At 69.4% G+C, this 19498-nt stretch carries 17 protein-coding genes and 1 pseudogene; 14 read left to right on the forward strand and 4 right to left on the reverse strand.

Features of this window, described 5'->3' with window-relative positions:
• The first annotated feature begins 243 nt into the window (after positions 1-243).
• From ElP_RS37260 to ElP_RS37275, 4 genes are all read left to right on the forward strand, one after another.
• Entirely contained in the window at positions 244-498 is a 255-nt protein-coding gene (locus ElP_RS37260; RefSeq protein WP_145280006.1) for a hypothetical protein, read from the forward strand.
• A 169-nt stretch (positions 499-667) separates the two neighbouring features.
• A complete protein-coding gene (locus ElP_RS37265) occupies positions 668-1651 on the forward strand; it encodes a sulfotransferase (RefSeq protein WP_231749952.1) in 984 nt (327 codons plus the stop codon).
• A gap of 16 nt (positions 1652-1667) precedes the next feature.
• Entirely contained in the window at positions 1668-2870 is a 1203-nt protein-coding gene (locus ElP_RS37270) for a glycosyltransferase family 4 protein (RefSeq protein ID WP_197447237.1), read from the forward strand.
• Positions 2854-3474, forward strand: coding sequence for an acyltransferase (locus ElP_RS37275; RefSeq protein WP_145280012.1), 621 nt, complete (start codon positions 2854-2856; stop codon positions 3472-3474). Before ElP_RS37270 ends, ElP_RS37275 begins: the two co-directional genes overlap by 17 nt.
• Positions 3475-3692: 218 nt before the next feature.
• On the opposite strand, the gene ElP_RS37280 is transcribed toward ElP_RS37275, so the two are convergent.
• Together ElP_RS37280 and ElP_RS39205 are read right to left on the reverse strand one after the other, a co-directional pair.
• Positions 3693-4274, reverse strand: a complete 582-nt coding sequence (locus ElP_RS37280) for a hypothetical protein (protein WP_145280014.1) — start codon at positions 4272-4274, stop codon at positions 3693-3695.
• A 30-nt stretch (positions 4275-4304) separates the two neighbouring features.
• A complete protein-coding gene (locus tag ElP_RS39205; protein WP_197447238.1) occupies positions 4305-4595 on the reverse strand; it encodes a helix-turn-helix domain-containing protein in 291 nt (96 codons plus the stop codon).
• A gap of 280 nt (positions 4596-4875) precedes the next feature.
• Between ElP_RS39205 and asnB the strand changes: the two genes are divergently transcribed.
• From asnB to ElP_RS37325, 8 genes are all read left to right on the forward strand, one after another.
• Positions 4876-6804, forward strand: a complete 1929-nt coding sequence (gene asnB / locus ElP_RS37290; protein WP_145280016.1) for an asparagine synthase (glutamine-hydrolyzing) — start codon at positions 4876-4878, stop codon at positions 6802-6804.
• Positions 6801-9485, forward strand: coding sequence for an RIFT barrel domain-containing protein (locus tag ElP_RS40920; protein ID WP_145280018.1), 2685 nt, complete (start codon positions 6801-6803; stop codon positions 9483-9485). The genes asnB and ElP_RS40920 overlap by 4 nt, the downstream gene beginning before the upstream one ends.
• Complete coding sequence (locus ElP_RS37300) at positions 9482-10648, forward strand: glycosyltransferase (protein WP_145280020.1); 1167 nt, start codon at positions 9482-9484, stop codon at positions 10646-10648. Before ElP_RS40920 ends, ElP_RS37300 begins: the two co-directional genes overlap by 4 nt.
• Positions 10645-11943: a glycosyltransferase family 4 protein gene (locus tag ElP_RS37305; RefSeq protein WP_145280022.1), complete on the forward strand. Its 1299-nt coding sequence runs from the start codon at positions 10645-10647 to the stop codon at positions 11941-11943. The genes ElP_RS37300 and ElP_RS37305 overlap by 4 nt, the downstream gene beginning before the upstream one ends.
• Positions 11913-13121 carry a glycosyltransferase family 4 protein gene (locus ElP_RS37310; RefSeq protein WP_231749953.1) on the forward strand — a complete coding sequence of 403 codons (1209 nt, stop codon included), beginning with the start codon at positions 11913-11915 and terminating at the stop codon, positions 13119-13121. The genes ElP_RS37305 and ElP_RS37310 overlap by 31 nt, the downstream gene beginning before the upstream one ends.
• Positions 13118-14191, forward strand: coding sequence for a FemAB family XrtA/PEP-CTERM system-associated protein (locus ElP_RS37315; protein ID WP_145280026.1), 1074 nt, complete (start codon positions 13118-13120; stop codon positions 14189-14191). The genes ElP_RS37310 and ElP_RS37315 overlap by 4 nt, the downstream gene beginning before the upstream one ends.
• Positions 14192-14398: 207 nt before the next feature.
• A complete protein-coding gene (locus ElP_RS37320; protein WP_145280028.1) occupies positions 14399-15601 on the forward strand; it encodes a right-handed parallel beta-helix repeat-containing protein in 1203 nt (400 codons plus the stop codon).
• Complete coding sequence (locus ElP_RS37325; RefSeq protein ID WP_145280030.1) at positions 15598-16557, forward strand: XrtA system polysaccharide deacetylase; 960 nt, start codon at positions 15598-15600, stop codon at positions 16555-16557. The genes ElP_RS37320 and ElP_RS37325 overlap by 4 nt, the downstream gene beginning before the upstream one ends.
• A 100-nt stretch (positions 16558-16657) precedes the next feature.
• Here ElP_RS37325 and ElP_RS40480 read toward each other — a convergent pair.
• Positions 16658-16795: pseudogene (locus tag ElP_RS40480) on the reverse strand (IS5 family transposase); the annotation flags it as partial.
• 83 nt (positions 16796-16878) lie between these two features.
• Between ElP_RS40480 and ElP_RS37330 the strand changes: the two are divergent.
• Positions 16879-17181: a hypothetical protein gene (locus tag ElP_RS37330; RefSeq protein ID WP_145280032.1), complete on the forward strand. Its 303-nt coding sequence runs from the start codon at positions 16879-16881 to the stop codon at positions 17179-17181.
• Between the two features lie 8 nt (positions 17182-17189).
• Here ElP_RS37330 and ElP_RS37335 read toward each other — a convergent pair whose 3' ends face one another.
• Positions 17190-17633 carry a reverse transcriptase family protein gene (locus ElP_RS37335; protein WP_145280034.1) on the reverse strand — a complete coding sequence of 148 codons (444 nt, stop codon included), beginning with the start codon at positions 17631-17633 and terminating at the stop codon, positions 17190-17192.
• Positions 17634-18257: 624 nt separating this feature from the next.
• On the opposite strand from ElP_RS37335, the gene ElP_RS37340 reads away from it, so the two are divergent.
• The gene (locus ElP_RS37340) at positions 18258-19211 is read left to right on the forward strand and encodes an IS701 family transposase (RefSeq protein ID WP_145280050.1); all 954 of its coding nucleotides are present in this window, start codon (positions 18258-18260) and stop codon (positions 19209-19211) included.
• The last annotated feature ends 287 nt before the right edge of the window (positions 19212-19498 follow it).

Here is a 19498-nt window from a genome sequence, read left to right on the forward strand (position 1 = left end):
AGACCGATTGCGCGGCCGCTTCTTCAAAGCCCTCGCCCAAGCGTTCACCAGCGACGACGGTCGGCGCATTGCCCGCCGGGCCGTCCTCGGCTCGCCGCTGGCCCTGATGCTGGCCAACCTCGCGGCACACCAGGGCCAGGAAACCGCCATCCGCGCGGTCGCCGAATTGGCCCGGCGGGGCATCCCGCTGGCGTGCTCGCTGGCCAGTGTCGAGCGGGGGGCGAAGGGGCCCACACGGACCACTTGCGATCCCTCATCGAGGGGCTCGGCCTGGGCGATCGGGTACGGCTGCTCGGCCAGCGGTCCACCGACCGCCTGGAGCGGCTGTTCTTCGAGCCCCACACCTTCGGTCCGCTGATCGAGGCCGCCCGGTCCGCCGTTCTCGCCGAGTCCTCCCTGCACGCTTACTGCGAGCGGATCGGGTCCCTCTACGACGAGCTCCAAGGGAGACTCCGCCGGGGGAGCCGACGCCCGGGAAGGTTGCCGCTGCCCTCGTGACCATCGGATTCCTATGGCGTTCCCAAGCGATAACCGGCCCTCCCTCCAACAGCGGTGGCGCCCCTTCGGCGCGATCAGGGGTGTGGCGCGGCGCAGGTTCTACCGATTCCTGGAACGTGCCCTCGGCACGGACGACGGCAGGCGGATCATCTCCGAGGCATCCCCCGGCATGCCCTTCCGCCCGCCCTCGGGGTGGAATATCTCCCCTCCGTACAACGACCTCGGCCGGCCGGCCAACCGTGCCCGTGCCACGGGCCGGGACGACATCATCTTCGTCACGGGGCGGTTCCGGAGCGGCTCGACCCTGCTCTGGAACTTGTTCCGGAATGTCGAGGGCGTGACGGCCTACTACGAGCCACTCAACGAGCGTCGCTGGTTCGACCGCCGGTCGCGAGGCGGCCACACTGACTCGACCCACCGCAAGGTCGCCGATTACTGGCGAGAATACGACGGCTTGGACGATCTGGGCAGGTGGTACCGAGAGGATTGGATTCGCAGGGATTTGCTGATGGCCGAGGACGCCTGGGACCCGGGTCTGACCGGCTATGTGGACACCTTGATCGAGCGGGCCCCGGGGCGGCCGGTCCTCCAGTTCAATCGGATCGACTTCCGACTTCCCTGGTTCCGCCGCCAGTACCCCCGGGCAACGTTCATTCACATATACAGACATCCACGTGATCAGTGGTGTTCGACGCTCCAGGGTGACCTCATCCGCTTCCCGCGGGACGGGACGATGGCCGATTTCATCCCCTTCGACAAATTCTATCTCGGGACGTGGGCCGCTGACCTGAAATACCGCTTCCCGTTCCTCGAAGAACGGTCCGACGCGCATCCCTATCGAATATTCTACTATATATGGATACTGTCGTATATATTTGGCGAACATTTTTGCCACTATTCTATACAGTTTGAACGATTCATGGGTCGCCCCGAAGAGCAGCTCATTGAGCTATTCGATAGGGTGGGGATCATCGGCGCTGACCTGGCCGCACTGCGGTTGCTCATCGAGCCGCCTGTCCTGGGGAAATGGCGGCAGTACGCCGAAGCTGGCTGGTTCGAGGACCATGAGGCGGCCTGCGAAGAAGTCCTGGGCGAGTTCCTGGGATCGACGCGTTCCGGGGTCATTCCCGAGCCGTTCGCCGCCCACCTCTGACCGCGAAAGGCCACCCTTGACCACCCTCCTGATCAGCGAGATTTTCCCCCCCCGGCACGGCGGCAGCGGCCGCTGGTTCTGGGAGATCTACCGGCGACTGCCTCGGGCCGATTTCCTCATCGCCGCGGGGGAAGACCCGCAGCAGGAGTCGTACGACCGGGCACACGACCTGCGGATTGTCCGCATGCCGTTGACACTCCAACAGTGGGGGATCGCCAGCCTATGCGGGCTGCAGGGCTACACCAGGGCGATTCTGCGGCTGCGCCGGCTAGCCGCCGAGCACCACGTCACCGCGATCCACAGCGGCCGTTGTCTTCCCGAGGGGATCATGGCCTTGGCCTTGAGGCATTCGGTCGGGATCCCCTACGCCTGCTACGTGCACGGGGAAGACGTGAATACAGCGACACTGAGTCGAGAACACCACTGGCTGGCCCGACGCGTATTGGGGGGGGCCCACCTCGTCATCGCCAACAGCCGGAATACCGAACGGATCCTGAGGCAGGAGTGGGGGCTCCCGGTCGATCGTGTCCGGGTATTGCACCCTGGCGTCGACACCGATCGGTTCGTCCCCGCGCCTCGAGATGCCGCCGTCCGAGCCCGATTGGGCTGGGGCGACCGTCCGGTGATCCTGACGGTCGGTCGGCTTCAACAGCGCAAGGGGCACGACCGGATGATCGAGGCGGTAGGAAAGGTCCGGCGGACGATCCCGGATGTCCTCTATTCGGTCGTCGGAGGCGGCGAGGAGCGGGACCGCCTCGGGGAACTCACCGCATGCGCCGGCCTGGCAGGCCATGTGCAGTTCCTGGGCGAGCTTGCCGATGAGGATCTCATCCGTTGTTATCAACAATGCGATATGTTTACGCTCCCCAACCGTCAAGTCGGCAAGGATATCGAGGGGTTCGGGATGGTCCTGCTGGAGGCCCAAGCTTGTGGAAAGCCCGTGATCGCCGGCAATTCCGGGGGGACGGCCGAGACCATGAAGATCCCCGAAACCGGATGGGTTGTCGCCGCCGACGACCCGGCAGAGCTGGCCGAATCGATCATCAACATCCTCTCCGATCGCGGGCGCATGGCGCGGATGGGGCTCGCGGCACGTGCCTGGGTCAGTGGCCAATTCAGCTGGGACGAACTCGCGCCCCGGGCCGGTAGCATCTTCCGCGAGATGGTGCGCTGCAGATCGCAGGATACCTGCTTTCACGAGCATGAAGTCGACGTTTAAGTCAATTGCCGACGGATTGGCTTCGGTCCTCGTCATCCCGGCTATCCTGCTTTATGCAATTGGCCGGACCGCCGTCGGTGCAGATCGGGCCTTCCCGGGGTGGTCTCAGGCCTTCGCGCTCATCCCGGGCCTCAGCGGCGTCTACCTGCGGCGTGCGTTCTATCGTCGCGTCCTCCCGAGATGCGGTCCCGATGCCTGCCTGGGCTTCGGGACCATCCTCTCCCACCCAACGGCTGAGGTCGGGCGCAACGTGTACGTGGGCGCTTATTGTTGCCTAGGAGCCGTGACCCTGGAGGACGACGTGATTGTCGGCTCCCATGTCTCGATCATGAACGGCTCCGAGCAGCACGGCATCGAACGCCTCGACGTACCCATTCGCGAGCAGCCGGGCTCGTGGCCCCGAGTGACCATCGGCCAGGACTCGTGGATCGGCGAGCGATCGGTGGTCATGGCCGACGTTGGCGCGCACTGTGTCATCGGGGCGGGCGCGGTGGTCAGCAGGCCCGTGCCCTGCTACGCGATCGCCGTCGGAGTGCCCGCTCACGTGCTCCGGTCCCGGGCGGGGTCCCCCGGCGATCGGCCAGCCGAACCCGCAGGCCCCTAGGGCGACCGCCGCGACCTCACCGCCCACGACGGTTCGACGCCGCACACTTAAATGAACTGTTGAGAAATTTCATCACGTTGGTCGTTGGCCCGTCCCCGCGCTCTCCACCAATATTGTCGAAATTAGACATAATTTTTTATATATTTTAATAAGTCAATAAATTCGACTTTGTCGCCCTCGGTTGTTTCCTACGGACGTTTGATAACAGGAAATCTCAGCTACTCCGCGAGCGACCAGACTTGATCGGCCAGGCTTACCGCCATCGCCGGAGTCCGTCCCGGCCCCAGTCCATCCGGGGATCGCACGCGCAGCGTCCGCACCGGCCAGCAGAAGTTGTAGCCGTAGAGGGTGTAAGAGGTCGTCGCCTCGCGCGCCTCCCAATCCTTGAAGAAGCGGCAGGTCCTCCGCGCCTTTCGGGCATTGCGATACCGGTCGGTCAGGTGGTGCGGCTCCAGCAGCGGCACGTTGACCACGTGGTTGACCGCCGAGCCAGCCAGCGCCGCGGCCAGCAGGGCGGCAGTGCCGAGAGCCAGGCGGATCACCAGCCGGGCTACTCGCCCCAGCCGCCGCACCTTGTGCACCGCCGCGTAGCGCGGCGACGGCGGGGCCACCTTACGCGGCGATCGGATCGGCCGGCCGCTCGGCGTGGCCGTCGCCTCGACCCCGTAGGCCTGCAGGACCGCCTCCTTGTACGGCCAGTGCTCGTCGCTGGTGATCAGCCGCATCGGCCGGCCTCCGGTGTGCCGCCGGAACTCGGCGATCACCGCCTCGGCGTTCTCGCCGCAGCGTGCCCCCGGCACGACGCAGACGACCAGCCGGTGCTCGGGGTCTTAGCCGACGTGGTCCCACCAGCCCCCCTTCTGCTCGTCGGCCGGGTCGCAGTGGGCCTGCTTCTTGGCCACTAAGGACCACTTCTCATCGAACTGGGCCTCACGGGTGCTCAGGGAAAAATCCACGAGCTCGTCGTGGGCGTCATGGGCATGCTGCCCGGCCAGGCATCCGTAGCGCATCACGGTATCGCGGTGCCCCTTCACCAGCCGCCCGGTCTGGCGGACGCCGCAGCCCTCGGCCAGGTGCTCCAGCAGCGAGTCGACCTTCTCGTCGCTCAGGTGCGAGTGCAACAGGGGCGTGCCCTTGCGCTCGGCGCCCACCGCAGTTGCGGCAGCCGAGGATGCGGCGCCGCTGCTGGCCGTAGCGGCTGTGGACGGCGAAGTTCGATCCACCCCGGATGCCGTGGTCCGGGCATTCTGGGTTCAAGCGGCAGAAGTGTGCGAGGTCGTCCATGGGGGCTGCTCGTATCCTACTCTCCTGGGATCAATGCCGTGGCGACGCCCGGAGGAGTCTGACTCCGAACGTCACGTTCATTTCCCTCGATCGGCATCAAACCTCAGGATTTGATCCGTGTGCGGAATCGCCGGACTGATCTACGCCGACCGCGATCGCCCGGTCGACCCGGTCGCGTTGAAGGCGATGGGAGACGCGATTGCCCACCGGGGGCCCGATGCCGAGGGCTTCCTGGTCGAGCCGGGCGTCGGGCTGGTTCATCGGCGATTGTCGATCATCGACCTATCCGGTGGCGACCAGCCGATCGGCAACGAGGACGGCTCGGTCCAGGTCGTCTTCAACGGGGAAATCTACAACTATCGGGACATACATCGAGAGCTAGAGGGCCGAGGACACCGCTTCCGGACCCGGAGCGACACCGAAGTCCTGGTCCACCTCTATGAGGAGCTGGGCGACCGCCTCGTCGATCGGCTGAGGGGGATGTTCGCCTTCGCGCTCTGGGACCGGCCCCGGGGGAAGCTCCTGCTGGCGAGAGACCGCCTGGGGATCAAGCCGCTCTACGTCTACCGGGACGGCGAGAAGGTGCTGTTCGGTTCCGAACTCAAGGCGATCCTCGCCCACGGCCCTGGGCTCGACATCGCGGTCGACCCCGAGGCGCTGGAGGACTACCTGGCCTTCGGGTTCGTCCCCGGGCCCCGCTCCATCCTGAAGGGGATCGAGAAGCTGCCGCCGGCCCACGTCCTGGAGGCCCGGACCGTCCCCTGGGGCCAGCATCGCCGTCGCTACTGGGCCCTTGACTTCGAGCCGGACGACCGGCCGACGCCCGAGCAGTGGCAGGAGGCGATCCGGGCCAAGGTGGACGAGGCGGTGCGGGCCCACCTCGTCGCCGACGTGCCGGTCGGGGCGTTCCTGAGCGGCGGCCTGGACTCGAGTGTGGTGGTCGCCCTGGGGGCCGACGGCTCGCCGGAGCCGCCGCGTACCTTCTCGATTGGCTTCCTCGAGGAGGCCTTCAGCGAGCTGCCATACGCCCGGCAGGTCGCCGATCGGTTCGGGACCAGGCACTCGGAGCAGGTCGTCACCCCGGACGCCGCCGAGCTGCTGGACGAACTGGCCTTCTACTTCGACGAACCGTTCGCCGACGCCTCGGCCGTCCCGACGTTCCTCGTCTCCCGGCTCGCGAGGCGGGGCGTCAAGGTGGTGCTCTCGGGCGACGGCGGCGACGAGGCCTTCGGCGGATACGCCCGGTACAGGCATGACCTCCGGGAGGCGGCCGTGCGGGGGATGCTGCCCGGCTGGTTTCGGCGATCGACGCTGGGGCCGCTGGCCCGGGCCTGGCCGAAGGCCGACTGGCTCCCCCGGCCGCTCCGTGCGAAGATGGCCCTGACCAACCTGGCGCTCGAGCCCGACCGGGCCTATGCCAACAGCCTCTCCCTGTGCCGACCGCCCTTGAGGCGGCGACTGATGGCCCGAGACCTCGCCGCTGCCCTCGGCGGGCACGACCCGGCCTCGGCAATCCGGGCCCCCTTCGCGGCCGCCCCGGCGGGCGACCCCCTCGCCGCAATGCTCTCGGCCGACGTGGCCGTGATCCTGCCGGATGACTTCCTGGTCAAGGTCGACCGGGCCAGCATGGCCCACGGCCTGGAGGTCCGCCCGCCGCTGCTGGACCATGAGCTGATGGAACTGGCCGCCCGGATCCCCTCCCGGTGGAAGGTTCGATCGGGCGAGGGGAAGTGGATCTTCAAGCGGGCGTTCGAGGATCGGCTCCCGTCCGTCGCCGTCCACCGCCGAAAGCAGGGGTTCGAGATCCCGGTCGATGACTGGCTCCGGGGCCCGCTCCGGGCCCTGTTCGAGTCCTCGGTGCTGGATCCGAGGGCCCGGGTCGCCGATCTCATCGACCAGCCGGTGGCCGGACGGCTCTTCTCGCACCACTGCTCCGGGGCGGGCCGGCACGGCAACGTCCTCTGGTCGCTGCTCGTCCTGGCCCGATGGGCCGCCCGCCATCTCGATCCCGTCGGCCGCTCCGCCCCGGGGATGTTTACCCGATGATTCCCATCGACGTCGCCTCGAAACGAGGTGAGACCATACCCGTGCCCTCCCGGCCGGCCAAGAGGATGCAGGCCATCCCCCTCGCGGTCGAGGGGGGCTGGGCCTCTCCGGCCCCCGGCCCGGTCACCGTCGGGCTCCCGTTCCCCGCGGGGATGCTGGCAAACCCCGGGGGGCTCTCGCTGCGCGATCCCGACGGCCGCCCCGCAACGCTCCAGGCCCGGACCCTCGCCCGATGGCCCGACGGGAGCGCGAAGTGGGTGCTCCTGGACTTCATCGCCACCCAGGATCCGGAGCGTCGGGCGGCCTGGTCACTCGAGCTCAGGACCGCCGATCCTGCCCGGGCGGAAGCGACTCCCCTCCGAGTCGCCCAAGCCGACGGGGCGATCGAGGTCGACACCGGGGCGGTGGTCTTCCGGCTCGACCGATCGACGTTCCCCCTGGCCGGGGCCCGTGTCGGCGGCGAGGACGTCCTGGATCCGGGCTCGACCTCGGCCGTCCTGGTCGATCGATCGGGCCGACCCCGGCCCCCTCGGGTCGAAGCGTTGGCGATGGAGGAGGCCGGCCCCGTCCGGGTCACGGTGCGGGTCGAGGGGGGGTTCCCGGGGCGTTCCCCCTGCCGGTTCCTCGCTCGGCTCTGCTTCTTCGCCGGGACCGGGCTGGTCCGCCTTCGATTTACGGTCGTCAACCCGAGGCGGCCCAGACACCCCGGCGGCCTCTGGGACCTGGGCGACCCCGGCTCGATCCGATTCCGAGATCTGTCGCTATCTGTCGGCCTCTCGGGCCCCGGCGAAGCGGCCCTCTCGTGGTCCGCGGAGGAGGGACAGCCGCCGCGATCGGCCCCCGGCGGTCCCCTGGAGATCTACCAGGACTCCAGCGGCGGCGAGCATTGGCAGAGCCGCAACCACGTCGATTACCTCGGGCGGATCCCCGTGGCCTTCCGGGGCTATCGTCTCCGCCTCGGGGGCATCGAAGAACGCGGCCTCCGGGCCGAACCGATCGTCTCGATCCGGGGCCCCCTCGGGCAGCTGACCGCCGCGATGCCCGAGTTCTGGCATCAATTCCCGAAGGCCGTCGAGGCGGACGGCCGGGCCCTGCGACTTCGCCTGTTCCCCGGGCAAGCGGTCGGGGACTTCGAGCTTCAGGGGGGCGAGCAGAAGACGCACTCGGCCTGGCTCCACGTCGGCCCTCCCGGCACGACGCCGATCGACCCGCTCGGGTGGGCCCGGCGACCGGCGCGAGCCTTCGCCTCCCCGGATTGGTACGCGAAGTCCGGCGCTGTCCCCTATTTGACCGCCCCCCCGAGCATACCCTCGCCGAGGACCGATGCCCTCCTGGGCGGCATCCTCGACGGCGACCGGAGCCTTCCGACCCGCCGAGAGACCGTCGACGAATACGGCTGGCGCCACTTCGGCGAGGTCCACGCCGACCACGAGGAGGCGTACTACGACGGCCCCCGTCCCATCGTCTCCCACTACAACAACCAGTACGACATGGTCCTTGGGTTCGCCGTCCATGCCCTCCGGACGGCCGACGCCCGGTGGGCCGACCTGCTCGACGCCCTCGCCCGACACGTCATCGACATCGACATCTACCACACGGACCGGGACAAGGCCGCCTACAACGGCGGCCTGTTCTGGCACACCGACCACTACCGGGACGCGGCCTCCAGCACCCACCGCTCCTTCTCGTCGGCCAACCGGCCCCCCGGCCGCGACTACGGCGGTGGCCCGAGCAATGAGCACAATTACACGACCGGGCTGCTGCACTACCACTACCTGACCGGCGACCCCCAGGCCCGGGACGCCGTCCTGAGCCTGGCCGACTGGGTCGTCGGCATGGACGACGGCTCGAGGAACGTCCTCGGGGTCGTCGATGACGGGCCGACCGGCCTGGCCAGCCAGACGGCCGAGGCCGACTACCACGGGCCCGGGCGGGGCGCCGGCAATTCGGTCAACGCCCTGCTCGACGCCTGGCTCCTCACCCGAGAGCCCGGCTACCTCGCCAAGGCCGAGGAGCTGATTCGCCGCGTCGTCCACCCCGAAGATGACCTCCCGGCGCTCGACCTGCTCGACGCCGAGCGCCGCTGGTCCTACACCGTCTTCCTGTCCGTCCTCTCCCGCTACCTCGCCCTCAAGGCCGAGGCCGGCGAGGTCGACCCCGTCTATGCCTACGCGCAGGCCGCCCTAGTCCACTACGCCCGGTGGATGGCCGAGCACGAGGCGCCTTACCTCGACCACCCCGACCGGCTGGAGTACCCGACCGAGACCTGGGCGGCGCAGGATCTCCGCAAGGCCAACATCCTTCGCCTGGCCTCGGCCCACGCCGACGAGCCGCTCCGCCCCGCGATGCTCCGCAAGGCCGACGCCCTGGGCGACCGGGCCTGGGCCGACCTGACTGGCTTCCCGTCGCGGGACGTCGCCCGGTCCGTCGCCCTCGTGATGCTCGAGGGCCTCCGGGAAGAACACCTCCGCCGCCGCCCCCCGGACGCGGCCCCCCGCCCGGCGTTCGACTGCCCGACCGGCCCCCCGTCGGCCTTTAGGGGGCAGAAGCGTCGCGTCTTCGACCAGCTGAAACGGCCCGGAGGGTTGATCGTCGCCTCCGTCCGGATCGCCGACCCGACACGCTGGGTACGCTACCTCGACTGGCGTCGGGCCGTCCCGGCGAGGAGGCCCCCCCGATGAGCCCAAGGCCAACGATCTGCCAGGTGCTGCACGGCCTCGAGGTCGGCGGCGCCGAGGTCCTGGCCGCCATCATGGCCCGGCGCCTCGGCGATGAGTTTCGGTTCGTCTTCGCCTGCCTCGACGACCTTGGCACGCTCGGCGAGGCGCTCCGGGACGAGGGGTTCCCCGTCGAGGTCTTCGGCCGGCGGCCGGGGCTCGACGGCCGATGTGCCCTGAACCTAGCGACGCTGCTCCGCCGAGAGCGGGTCGACGTGCTGCACGCCCACCAGTACACGCCGTTCTTCTACGGCCTGATCGCCCGGAGGCTCTACCGGCGCCCCGCGATCCTCTTCACGGAGCACGGCCGGCATTTCCCGGACTATCCTCGCCGCAAGCGGATCGTCGCCAACCGGCTGCTCCTGGAGCGCCGGGACCGCGTCGTGGGCGTGGGCCGGGCCGTGCGGAAGGCCCTGATCGAGAACGAAGGCATCCCGGCCGAGCGCGTTGAGGTCGTCTACAACGGGATCGACCTCGACCCGTCCGACACCGACGGCGACCGCGAGGGGGTCCGCCGCGAGTTGGGCATCGGCCCCGATGACCCGATGGCGATCCAGGTCGCCCGGCTCGACCCGCTCAAAGACCATGTGGCCGCGGTCCGGGCTATGGGCCTCGTCACCCGGCGGCACCCCGACGCCCGGCTCGTCTTGGTCGGGGAAGGCCCGGAGCGGCCGGCGATCGAGCGAGAGGTCCGGCGGCTCGATCTGGGGCGCAACGTCCTGCTCCTCGGCCTCCGAAGGGACGTCTCTCGCCTCCTCTCGGGGGCGGATCTCGCCCTGCTGACGAGCATCAGCGAGGGGATCCCCCTGACGCTGATCGAGGCCATGGCCGCGGGCCTGCCCGTCGTTTCGACCGACGTCGGCGGCGTCGCCGAGGTCGTCGAGCCCGGCCGGACGGGCCTCCTCGCGCCGGCCGGCGACCCCGAGGCGATTGCCGATCGGGTCGCGACGCTGATCGGGGAAGACCGGCAGCGGGCCGAACTCGGCGACCTCGGCCGGCAGAGGGCCCGCGAGCTTTTCTCGGAGACCCGGATGGTGGGGCATTATGCCGAGCTCTACGCGAGGATGTCGGCCGGGCGAATCGCGGCGGCTGTCGCCGCCGGACCGGCCGGGGGGGCCGCCCGATGATCGTCCGACCAGACTACGACCGGGCCCCAATCGGGGCCCCCGGCCGCCCGGCCGGGCCGGCCGGGGGCGAGGCGATGACGACGGTCCTGGCGGTGACCAGCCAGCTCCCCTGGCCCTTGAACACCGGGGGACACCTCCGGACGTTCCATCTGCTCCGCGCCGCCGCCCTCCACTACCGGGTCCGGCTGGTGACCGCGGCCGGCCCCGACGACGCCGGGGCGATCGCCGCCTTGCGCGACCACGGCATCGAAGTCGAGGTGGCGGCCGTCGGCCCGCGATCGCCCTGGCGGGAGGCCGCCCGGGCCCTTGCCGCCGCGGGAAGGGGCCAGCCCTACGTTTTCTACCGGAGGCACGACCGCCGGGCCGTCCGCCGCCAGCTCCGCAAGCTCGTCGCGACAGGGCCGGCGGCCGTCTATCTCGACCATCTCGACTCATTCGCCTTCCGCAGGCTACTGGGCGGCCTGCCGATCGTTCTCGACCTCCACAACGTCTACTCCACCATCGCCCGCAGGGCCTCGGCCGAGCGGGCGCCCGGGCCGGTCTCCCTGTACCTGCGCCGAGAGGCCGCCCTGCTGCGGCGGGCCGAGCGGTCGGCTGCCGAGGGGGCCGACATCCTGCTCACCGTCTCGGAGGACGACGCCCGCCACTTCGCCGGCCTCGGGGCCGGGGACGTCCGCGTCGTCCCCAACGGCGTCGACGCCGCCTCCTACGCCGACCTGCCCGAGGGGCGGTCGACCCCGATCCCGACGCTGCTCTACATCGGCGCGATGTCCTGGGAGCCGAACGCCCGGGCCGCCCGGTTTCTGGCGACCGAGGTGCTCCCCGCCGTCCGAGAGCGGTTCCCCGGGGCCCGGCTCCGGGTCGTCGGCCGCGACCCCTCCCGGGAGGTCCGCTCGCTCGGGGGCCGGCCCGGCGTCGAGGTGACCGGGACGGTGGCCGACGTCCGCCCGTACCTGGCCGACGCCGACGTGCTGGCGGTGCCGCTCGAGACCGGGGGCGGGACCCGCCTGAAGATCCTCGAGGCATTCGCCGCGGGCCTCCCCGTCGTCAGCACACCTGTGGGATGCGAAGGCCTTCGCGTCCGGCACGACGAGCACCTCGTGATCGCCGAACGCGGTCGGTTCTCCGGGGCGGTCGAGCGTCTCCTCGACGACCCGGCGACGGGCCGACGCCTCGCCGGCCGGGCCCGCGCCCTGGCCCTCGAATCCTACGATTGGGACGTGATCGGCGAGGCGGCCCGCGACGCCATCACCGATGCGATCCGTTGTGCGACCCCGACCACGAATCTTCCCTGAATTCCATGCCGAACCTCACGACCGTCCTCGACGCCAGGGTCGTCTGCGGCACCGGCGGCGGGCCCGACAAGACGATCCTCAACTCGCCGCGCTTCTTGCTGCCGGCGGGGTATCGGATGCTTTGCGCCTACATGCACCCGCCCGGCGACCCCGGGTTCGAGCATCTCAGGCGTCGGGCCGAGGAGCTGGAGGCCCCCCTGCTGCCGGTCCCCGACCGCGGCCCCTGGGACGTGGGCGTCGTCCGCCGGATGCTGGAGATTTGCCGCCGCGAGGGGGTAGAGATCTGGCACGGCCACGACTACAAGAGCAACCTCCTGGGCCTGATGCTCAGGCCGTTCTGGCCGATGCGGCTGGTCACGACCGTCCACGGGTGGGTCAAGCAGACCAGCCGCACCCCGCTCTACTACGGCATCGATCGGGCCTGCCTGGCGCACTACGAGCGGGTGATCTGCGTCTCGGAGGACCTCCACCAACGCTGCCTGCACCTGGGCGTCCCCCGCGATCGCTGCCTGCTGATCGAGAACGGCATCGACACGGAGCGGTTCGTCCGCCGTTCGGCCCCCGACGAGGCGAAGGCCCGCTTCGGCGTCCCGGCCGGCCGCACGGTGGTCGGCGCCGTCGGCCGGCTCTCGGCCGAGAAGGGGTTCGACCTCCTGATTCGGGCAGCCGACCGCCTGATCCGGGACGGGCACGATTTCGATCTCCTGATCGCCGGCGAGGGGGATGACGAGTCACGGTTGAGATCCCTGATCGACGATCTCGGTTGCCGGGACCGTGTCCGCCTGCTCGGGTTCCTCCCCGAACCGATCGACCTGTTCCACGCGATGGACATCTTCGCCCTGAGCAGCCTGCGCGAGGGCCTGCCGAATGTGGTCCTCGAGGCCATGGCGATGGAGGTCGCGGTCGTTGCCACCCGGGTCGCCGGGGTCCCGAGGCTGATCGTAGACGGGGAAGACGGGGTGCTCGTGGAACCCGGCTCCGTCGACGAACTGACGCAGTCGCTCGGCAGCCTCCTGCGCGACCCGGGCCGGCGGAGCCGCCTCGGGCGGGCCGGCCGCGAGACGATCGATCGACGCTCTTGCTTCCGCACCCGGATGCGGACGATCGGCAAGCTCTACGACGAACTACTCGGCCTCGCCGAGCCGTCAACGACGTCCCTCGAGGTGACCTCGTCATGATCATCTCCCCCGGACGTCCGGGCAAGACCCGGGTCCTCATGCACGCCGGCGAATGCCCGGATGTGCTGATGGCTCGCTGGGAGGCCTTCGTCGCCGAACGCGGCCCCGGGCCCCTGAGCTACCACCCGGCCTGGCCGTCCGTGCTGGCCCGAGGGCTGGGGCACACCCCCTTCTGGATCGAGGTCGCTGAGGGGGATCGGACGCGGGGCTTGCTCCCCCTGTGCTTCCTCCGCACCCGGCTCTTCGGGCGGTTCCTCGTCGGCCTGCCCTACCTGAACTACGGCGGTGCCCTCGCCGAGGATGAGACGGTCGCCAGGCTGCTCGTCGACGAGGCTGTGGCGCTGGCCGACCGGCTCGAGGTCCGGTTCCTCGAGCTCCGCCAAGAGCATGTCCTCGACCACCCCGCCCTCGCCCATCGGCCAGCCGAGAAGGCCTACATGCGGCTGGCCCTGCCCGGCGACCCCGAGACGCTCTGGACGTCCCTGAGCTCCAAAGTGCGCAATCAGATCCGCAAAGGACAGAAGTCCGGGCTGGAGGTAACCTGGGGCGGCGAGGATCAGCTCGATGCCTTCTACGAGGTCTTCTGCCGCAACATGCGCGACCTCGGGACCCCCGTCTTCGGCCGCCGTCTCTTTCGCGAGGCGGCCCGGCGCTTCCCCGGCCTCGCCGAGTTCTGCGTCGTCCGCGCCGGCCGACGCCCCGTCGCCGCGGCGATGCTGCTGCACGGCCGTGGGGTCACCGAGGTGCCCAGCGCCGGCGCGCTACGCGAGTTCAATCACCAGTGTGCGAATATGATAATGTATCACAACCTTCTCGAGCGAGCCGTCGCGGCGGGGCAGGAGACCTTCGATTTCGGCCGCTCCACGCCCGACACCCCGGTCTACCGCTTCAAGAAACAGTGGGGCGCCGTCCCCGCCCCGGCGGGGTGGCGGTCCTACGTCCGGGTCGGCGCCGCCTCCGAGTTACGCCCCGACAACCCCCGGTACCGGCATGCCATCCGGGCCTGGCAGCGGCTCCCCGTGGCCCTGACCCGCTGGGTCGGCCCCGCGATCGTACGCGGGATCCCCTGATCCTCCGGAGGCCGTCCGGCGATCGCCTCTCGATCCGTGACCATCCCCCCGCACCCCGGGCAGACAGCTCGCGAGTCGGGGCCGGCCCGGTCCTGGGCTCGGGCCTTCGGCGACCGAGGAGCGGGCCTCCCCCTCCCGGGATCCGCAACGACCGCGCCGGTTTCGACCGCCGCGAGGAACTCCTCCTCCAATCACAGGGAGCCCACCATGACCGTGATCCTCGCAATAATCGTCGCCTGCTCGGCGGCCGATCGGTGCCCCGAATGCGGCTGGCAGCCCCGGACGACGGAGACATCCGTCGAGGTCGGCACCGCCGAGGAGCTGATCGCCGCCGTCGGCCGGGCACGCCCCAACACGACGATCTTCCTCCGGGACGGGGTCTATCAGATCAATCGCTGGTTCGAGGTCGCCGTGCCCGACATCGTCATACGCGGGCGGTCCGGGGACCGGAACAAGGTGGTTCTGCGCGGCCCCGGGGTCGATGAGCATCAGGTCGGCACGATCCTCTCCGTCGGCGCGCCTCGGGTGACGATCGCCGACCTGAGCGTCGGCCTGGTCGCGCACCATGGGGTCCAGGTCCGAGGCGAGCTGGGGGCCGACGACGTGGAGCTCCACAACCTCCGCGTCGTCGAGACTGGCCAACAACTCGTCAAGGGGAGCATGGGCGAGGACGGCCGAGGCCCCCACAGAGGCCTCCTCTCCTGCTCGACCCTGGAGTACGTCGACCATGCCCCCAGTTCCTATACCAACGGGGTGGACGTCCTGGGGGGCCGCGGCTGGGTCGTGCGCGACTGCGTGTTCCGGCGCATCCGCGGACCCGAAGCCGAGGGCCATAGGGCCGGGCCGGCGGTCCTCTTCTGGCACGGCTCCCGAGATACGATCGTCGAGCGGAACCTCGTCCTCGACTGCTACCGGGGGATCGCATTCGGGCTGGAGCCGCGAGCCGGCGATCCCGGGGCGGATCACCTCGGTGGGGTCATTCGGAGGAACGCCATCTGCAATCGATCCCCCTGGGCCGACGAAGCGATCGAGGTCGGCGCCTGCCCCGACGTCCTGATCGACCACAACACCGTCCTGGTCGAGGGGAAGCTGCGATGGTCGATCAGCGTCCGGTTTCCCGAGACGGCCGCGACGGTGCGCAACAACCTGACGAACAACTCCGTGGCGGCCCGGGACGGCGCCAGGCTTGAGCAGTCGGCCAACATCCTCGACGCCCGACCGGAATGGTTCGTCGACCCGGACCGGGGAGACCTCCGACTTGTGGGTTACGCCACGCCCTCCCCGGGCGATCGGCCCGGAATCTCGGGGCTCGCCGCGGGTGTCGGGGCCTTCGAGCCCGGCGCCAAGCGGCCTACGCCCGGTCGACAGCCCGACCCGCCCGGAGGCCGGGCCCCCGGAGCACACCCATGAGCCGCGAGCACCTCGCACACCCGGCGGTCGCCGACGCCGGCATGCGCGCCCGCCCCGAGGATCGGCTTCGGATCGTCCTGAGCTTCGACGTCGAGGAACACCATCGGATCGAGGCGGCGGCCGGGCTGGAGATCGACGCGGACCTCCGGCGGCACTACGCCGGTCGCGTCGGCCCGGCGACGCGCCTACTTCTCGGCATGCTGGGCGAGCGGGGAATCCGGGCGACGTTCTTCATCGTCGGCGACCTGGCGTGCCGCGACCCGGATCTGGTCCGCGAAATACATGGGGAAGGCCACGAGATCGCCTGCCACGGCTGGGATCATACCTCGATCCTTCGCATGTCGCCCGAGGCGTTGCGCCGGGACGCCAGTCGGGCCAAGGATGCGCTCGAACAGATCACGGGCGAGGTCGTCTCCGGCTACCGCGCGCCGACGTTCAGTATCGTGCGGAGGACGGCCTGGGCCATCGACGTGATCGCCGAAGTAGGGTTTGAATATGATTCCTCGATCTATCCAGTCCGCCATGATCGATACGGCATCCCGGACGCTCCCCGGTGGCCGTTCATCGCCCGAGGGCCGAGGCTCGCCCTGCTCGAATTGCCGCCAGCGTCCTACCGCGTCCTCGGGATGAACCTCCCGACGGGAGGCGGCGGATACTTTCGACTGCTCCCGTCCATCGTCCTCGAGCAGACGATCCGACAGATCGCCCGGCGCCACCCGATCCCGATCGCCACCCTCTACTTCCACCCCTGGGAGTTCGACCCCGCTCAGCCACGCCTTCCCCTCACTCGCCCGAGCCAAGTCCGCACCTACGTCGGGATCGCTTCGGCACGTGACAAGTTGGACGCCTTGCTCGGCCGGCACGAATTCGCAAGGGCCGTCGACGTGGCCTCGGCTCTCTCACCCGGGGGCGACGGCATCGGCGAATTTGTCCTGGGGTCGAGGGAGACGGAGTAAAAACCCTGACAAAACCGGGTGGATTACATCACATCGTGGTGGAGGTTGCGAAAGCAGATGGCACACGCGGCCAGGGTCGTCCAGGCGTCCCGGATCAACCCCAGCCGATCGTCCGCTCCACCACCCACCGCACCTCGCCCAGCCCGCTACCGTGCGGCGTCCGCTTCCTGGCGATGTGCGGCTCGATGCCCAGCCTCCGCAGATACTCCCGGGTCCCCTCGCCGTCGTAGCCCCGGTCGGGCAGGGCTTTGGAGGTGGACTGATGCGTCGGCTAAACTGCTGCCACACCGGGAGATAGCCCATTTCCACGGAGGCAGCACGATGGCCCCGGCCCTGGACGAGGTGGTGCAACGGTTCGCCGAGCAGAGCCCCGTGGCCGTCATGGCCCGGGCCGCCCTGGGGCACGCCCTGGACCCCCAGGCCATCAACGCCCTCCTCGAGCGGGCCTCCCAGCGGCACTCCACCCGGGCGTTGCTGTTCCCCTCGGTGGTGGGCCTGATGGCGGCGGTCGTCGCCAGGGGCCGGCCCGCCGTCAACGCCGCCTACCGGGCCAGGGCCGAGACGCTCTGCGTCTCGCTCGAGGCCGCCTACGCCAAGCTCGATCCCGGTGTGGCAGCAGTTTAGCCGACGCATCAGTCCACCTCCAAAGCCCCTGCCCGGTAGGCGTGTTGCTCCGGCCCCAGGTCGGCCTCGGAGATCGGCTCCAAGACCGGGACCACGGCCATCTGCGCCACGCGATCCCGGATCGTACCGATGCCCAGCGGTCGTCGCTTGCCATCGCCTTTCGGGATGAACACGCGCCGGGCCGGCTGGGGGCGGTACGACTTCGCTCTCAATCCCGCCGCCGGTTCGCCCAGCCGCCGGTCCAGGCCGTACGCCTCGATGTCCGCGAATGTCTGGCGATCGACCCCCGGCACGCCGCCGTCGGCACGGCAGCGGGCGTCGGCCCATCCCAGGGCGTCCCTGCGGTACATCTTGTCGTACAGCGCGTAGGACCGATAGCCGGGCGATCCCTTCGCCTTGGCGTGCAACGCCTCCTGGGACTCCTGAACCTTCGGTGGAGGTGGTAGGCTCACGGCCAATCTCCCGGCTCTCATGCCCCTTCGGACGCTGGTCTCGGACTCGGGCCCCTTCCCTCCGCAGGAATTACCCGCCCTCGACGGTACTACGGGCCTGTCCCTCACCCCGGGCGGACCGGCCCGGCCCTCACGGGCTTCGGGTCGGCGGTCACGTCCGCCACCGCGCGGGGCTTCACGTGTCGTGCCGGGTCTCCCTGTGCCGGCATGCCGTCGCCACTACCCCGGAGGGACCGCTGGGTCGGATCGCTCGTGAGGCGGCCCTTGCACCGCCTCATTTCTCGCCAGCGGCGGCGGCCTTCCCCGTTATGTCGGCGGGTCGGCCCCCTCGTCATTTCTCTCGGGGCCTGCTCGGCGTTCACGCGCGTTACGGCCTGCCTGCTCGCCGAGTCGCCGGGGCGACCCGTTGTCTCGGAGGCTCCGACGGCTTCGTTAGCTCTGCCGCCGCTCCGATAGCTTCCGGCTGGAGCGATCGAGTTGGCCGGGTGGGACTTGCACCCACCGGATGACCCGCACCTTTCCACGTCGCTCAACGAAATATCAATTAAAATATAGGAGTTACGTGGAAGTGGCTTTGTGTCCATGGAAGGTTGAGCCTGGACTTATGATACCATGACTGTCATGATGAACGTCATCAAGTGCTACGACACCGATTACATCGACTTCCTCATCGCCAGCCCCGAGCTCTTCTCCTGCACGGAGGCCGCCAAGGTGCAACCGGAGGCGATCTTCCCACCGGCCCATAACTCCTTCACGCGGCGGCTGCTCCTCCTGGAGCCCGACCCCGAGCCCCTGTGGCGGGAGGCCCGACCCCTGGTCCCACGCACCGGCGGCCTGCTGGTCCTCGACGACTCGACCCTGGACAAGCCCTACGCCAGGTCGATCGACCTTGTCACCCGGCACCGGTCCGGCAAGCATCACGCCGTGGTCCTCGGCATCAATCTGAGGACCTCGCTCTGGACCGACGGCGACCGCCACATCCCCTGCGACTACCGCTTCTATGACAAGGGCACCGACGGCCTGACGAAAAACGACCACTTCGGCGCCATGCTCGGCGCGGCCAAAGAGCGGGGCTTCGCCCCGGACTGCGTCGCCTTCGACAGCTGGTACAGCGGCCTGGAGAACCTCAAGCTGATCCGCGGCCTGGGCTGGCGGTGGCTGACGCGGCTGAAGGTCAACCGCCGGGTCAACCTCGACCGGCAGGGCAACAAGGCCGTCGGCGCGACGGCGATCGAGACGGGCGGGACGATCGTCCATCGGGAAGGTTACGGGCTGATCCGGGTCTTCAGGATCGTCTCCCGAGGCGGGGACACTGAGCACTGGGCGACCGACGACCTGGCGATGGACGAGATGACCCGACTGAGCCTGGCCGAGCGGACCTGGGCGATCGAGAACTACCATCGGGGGCTGAAGCAGTGCTGCGGCGTGGGGCGATGCCAGGCGCGGGCCGGTCGGGCGCAACGCAACCACATCGGGATGGCGATCCGGGCGTTCCTGCGGCCGGAGCGCCGCCATTTCTACGCCACTGGGATCAGTTGGTACGAGGCCAGGGCCCGAATCGTCCGTGGCGCGATCTAGGCGTACATCGCGAATCCGCTGCACGGATTGTCATGACCGCGTAACTCCCATAATATTATCATTTAAATTCATGAAAAATCACACACAAGAAAAGGAGTGGCGGGCTGATGTGGGAGAACCTCCTCGGCCGGCCCGTCATCAGCGACATCGCCGACGCGTACAGGCCGGCTGAACCGGACGTGATGACGTCTCCGACTCGCGGCATCTCTTCGAACAGGAACCGTCTGATGAAGGCTCTCCTTCCGGTGGCCAATTGCGTATTCTACGAGTGGACGTAGGATCGCCAC

It is taken from the genome of Tautonia plasticadhaerens (genome assembly GCF_007752535.1).
Lineage (GTDB): Bacteria > Planctomycetota > Planctomycetia > Isosphaerales > Isosphaeraceae > Tautonia > Tautonia plasticadhaerens.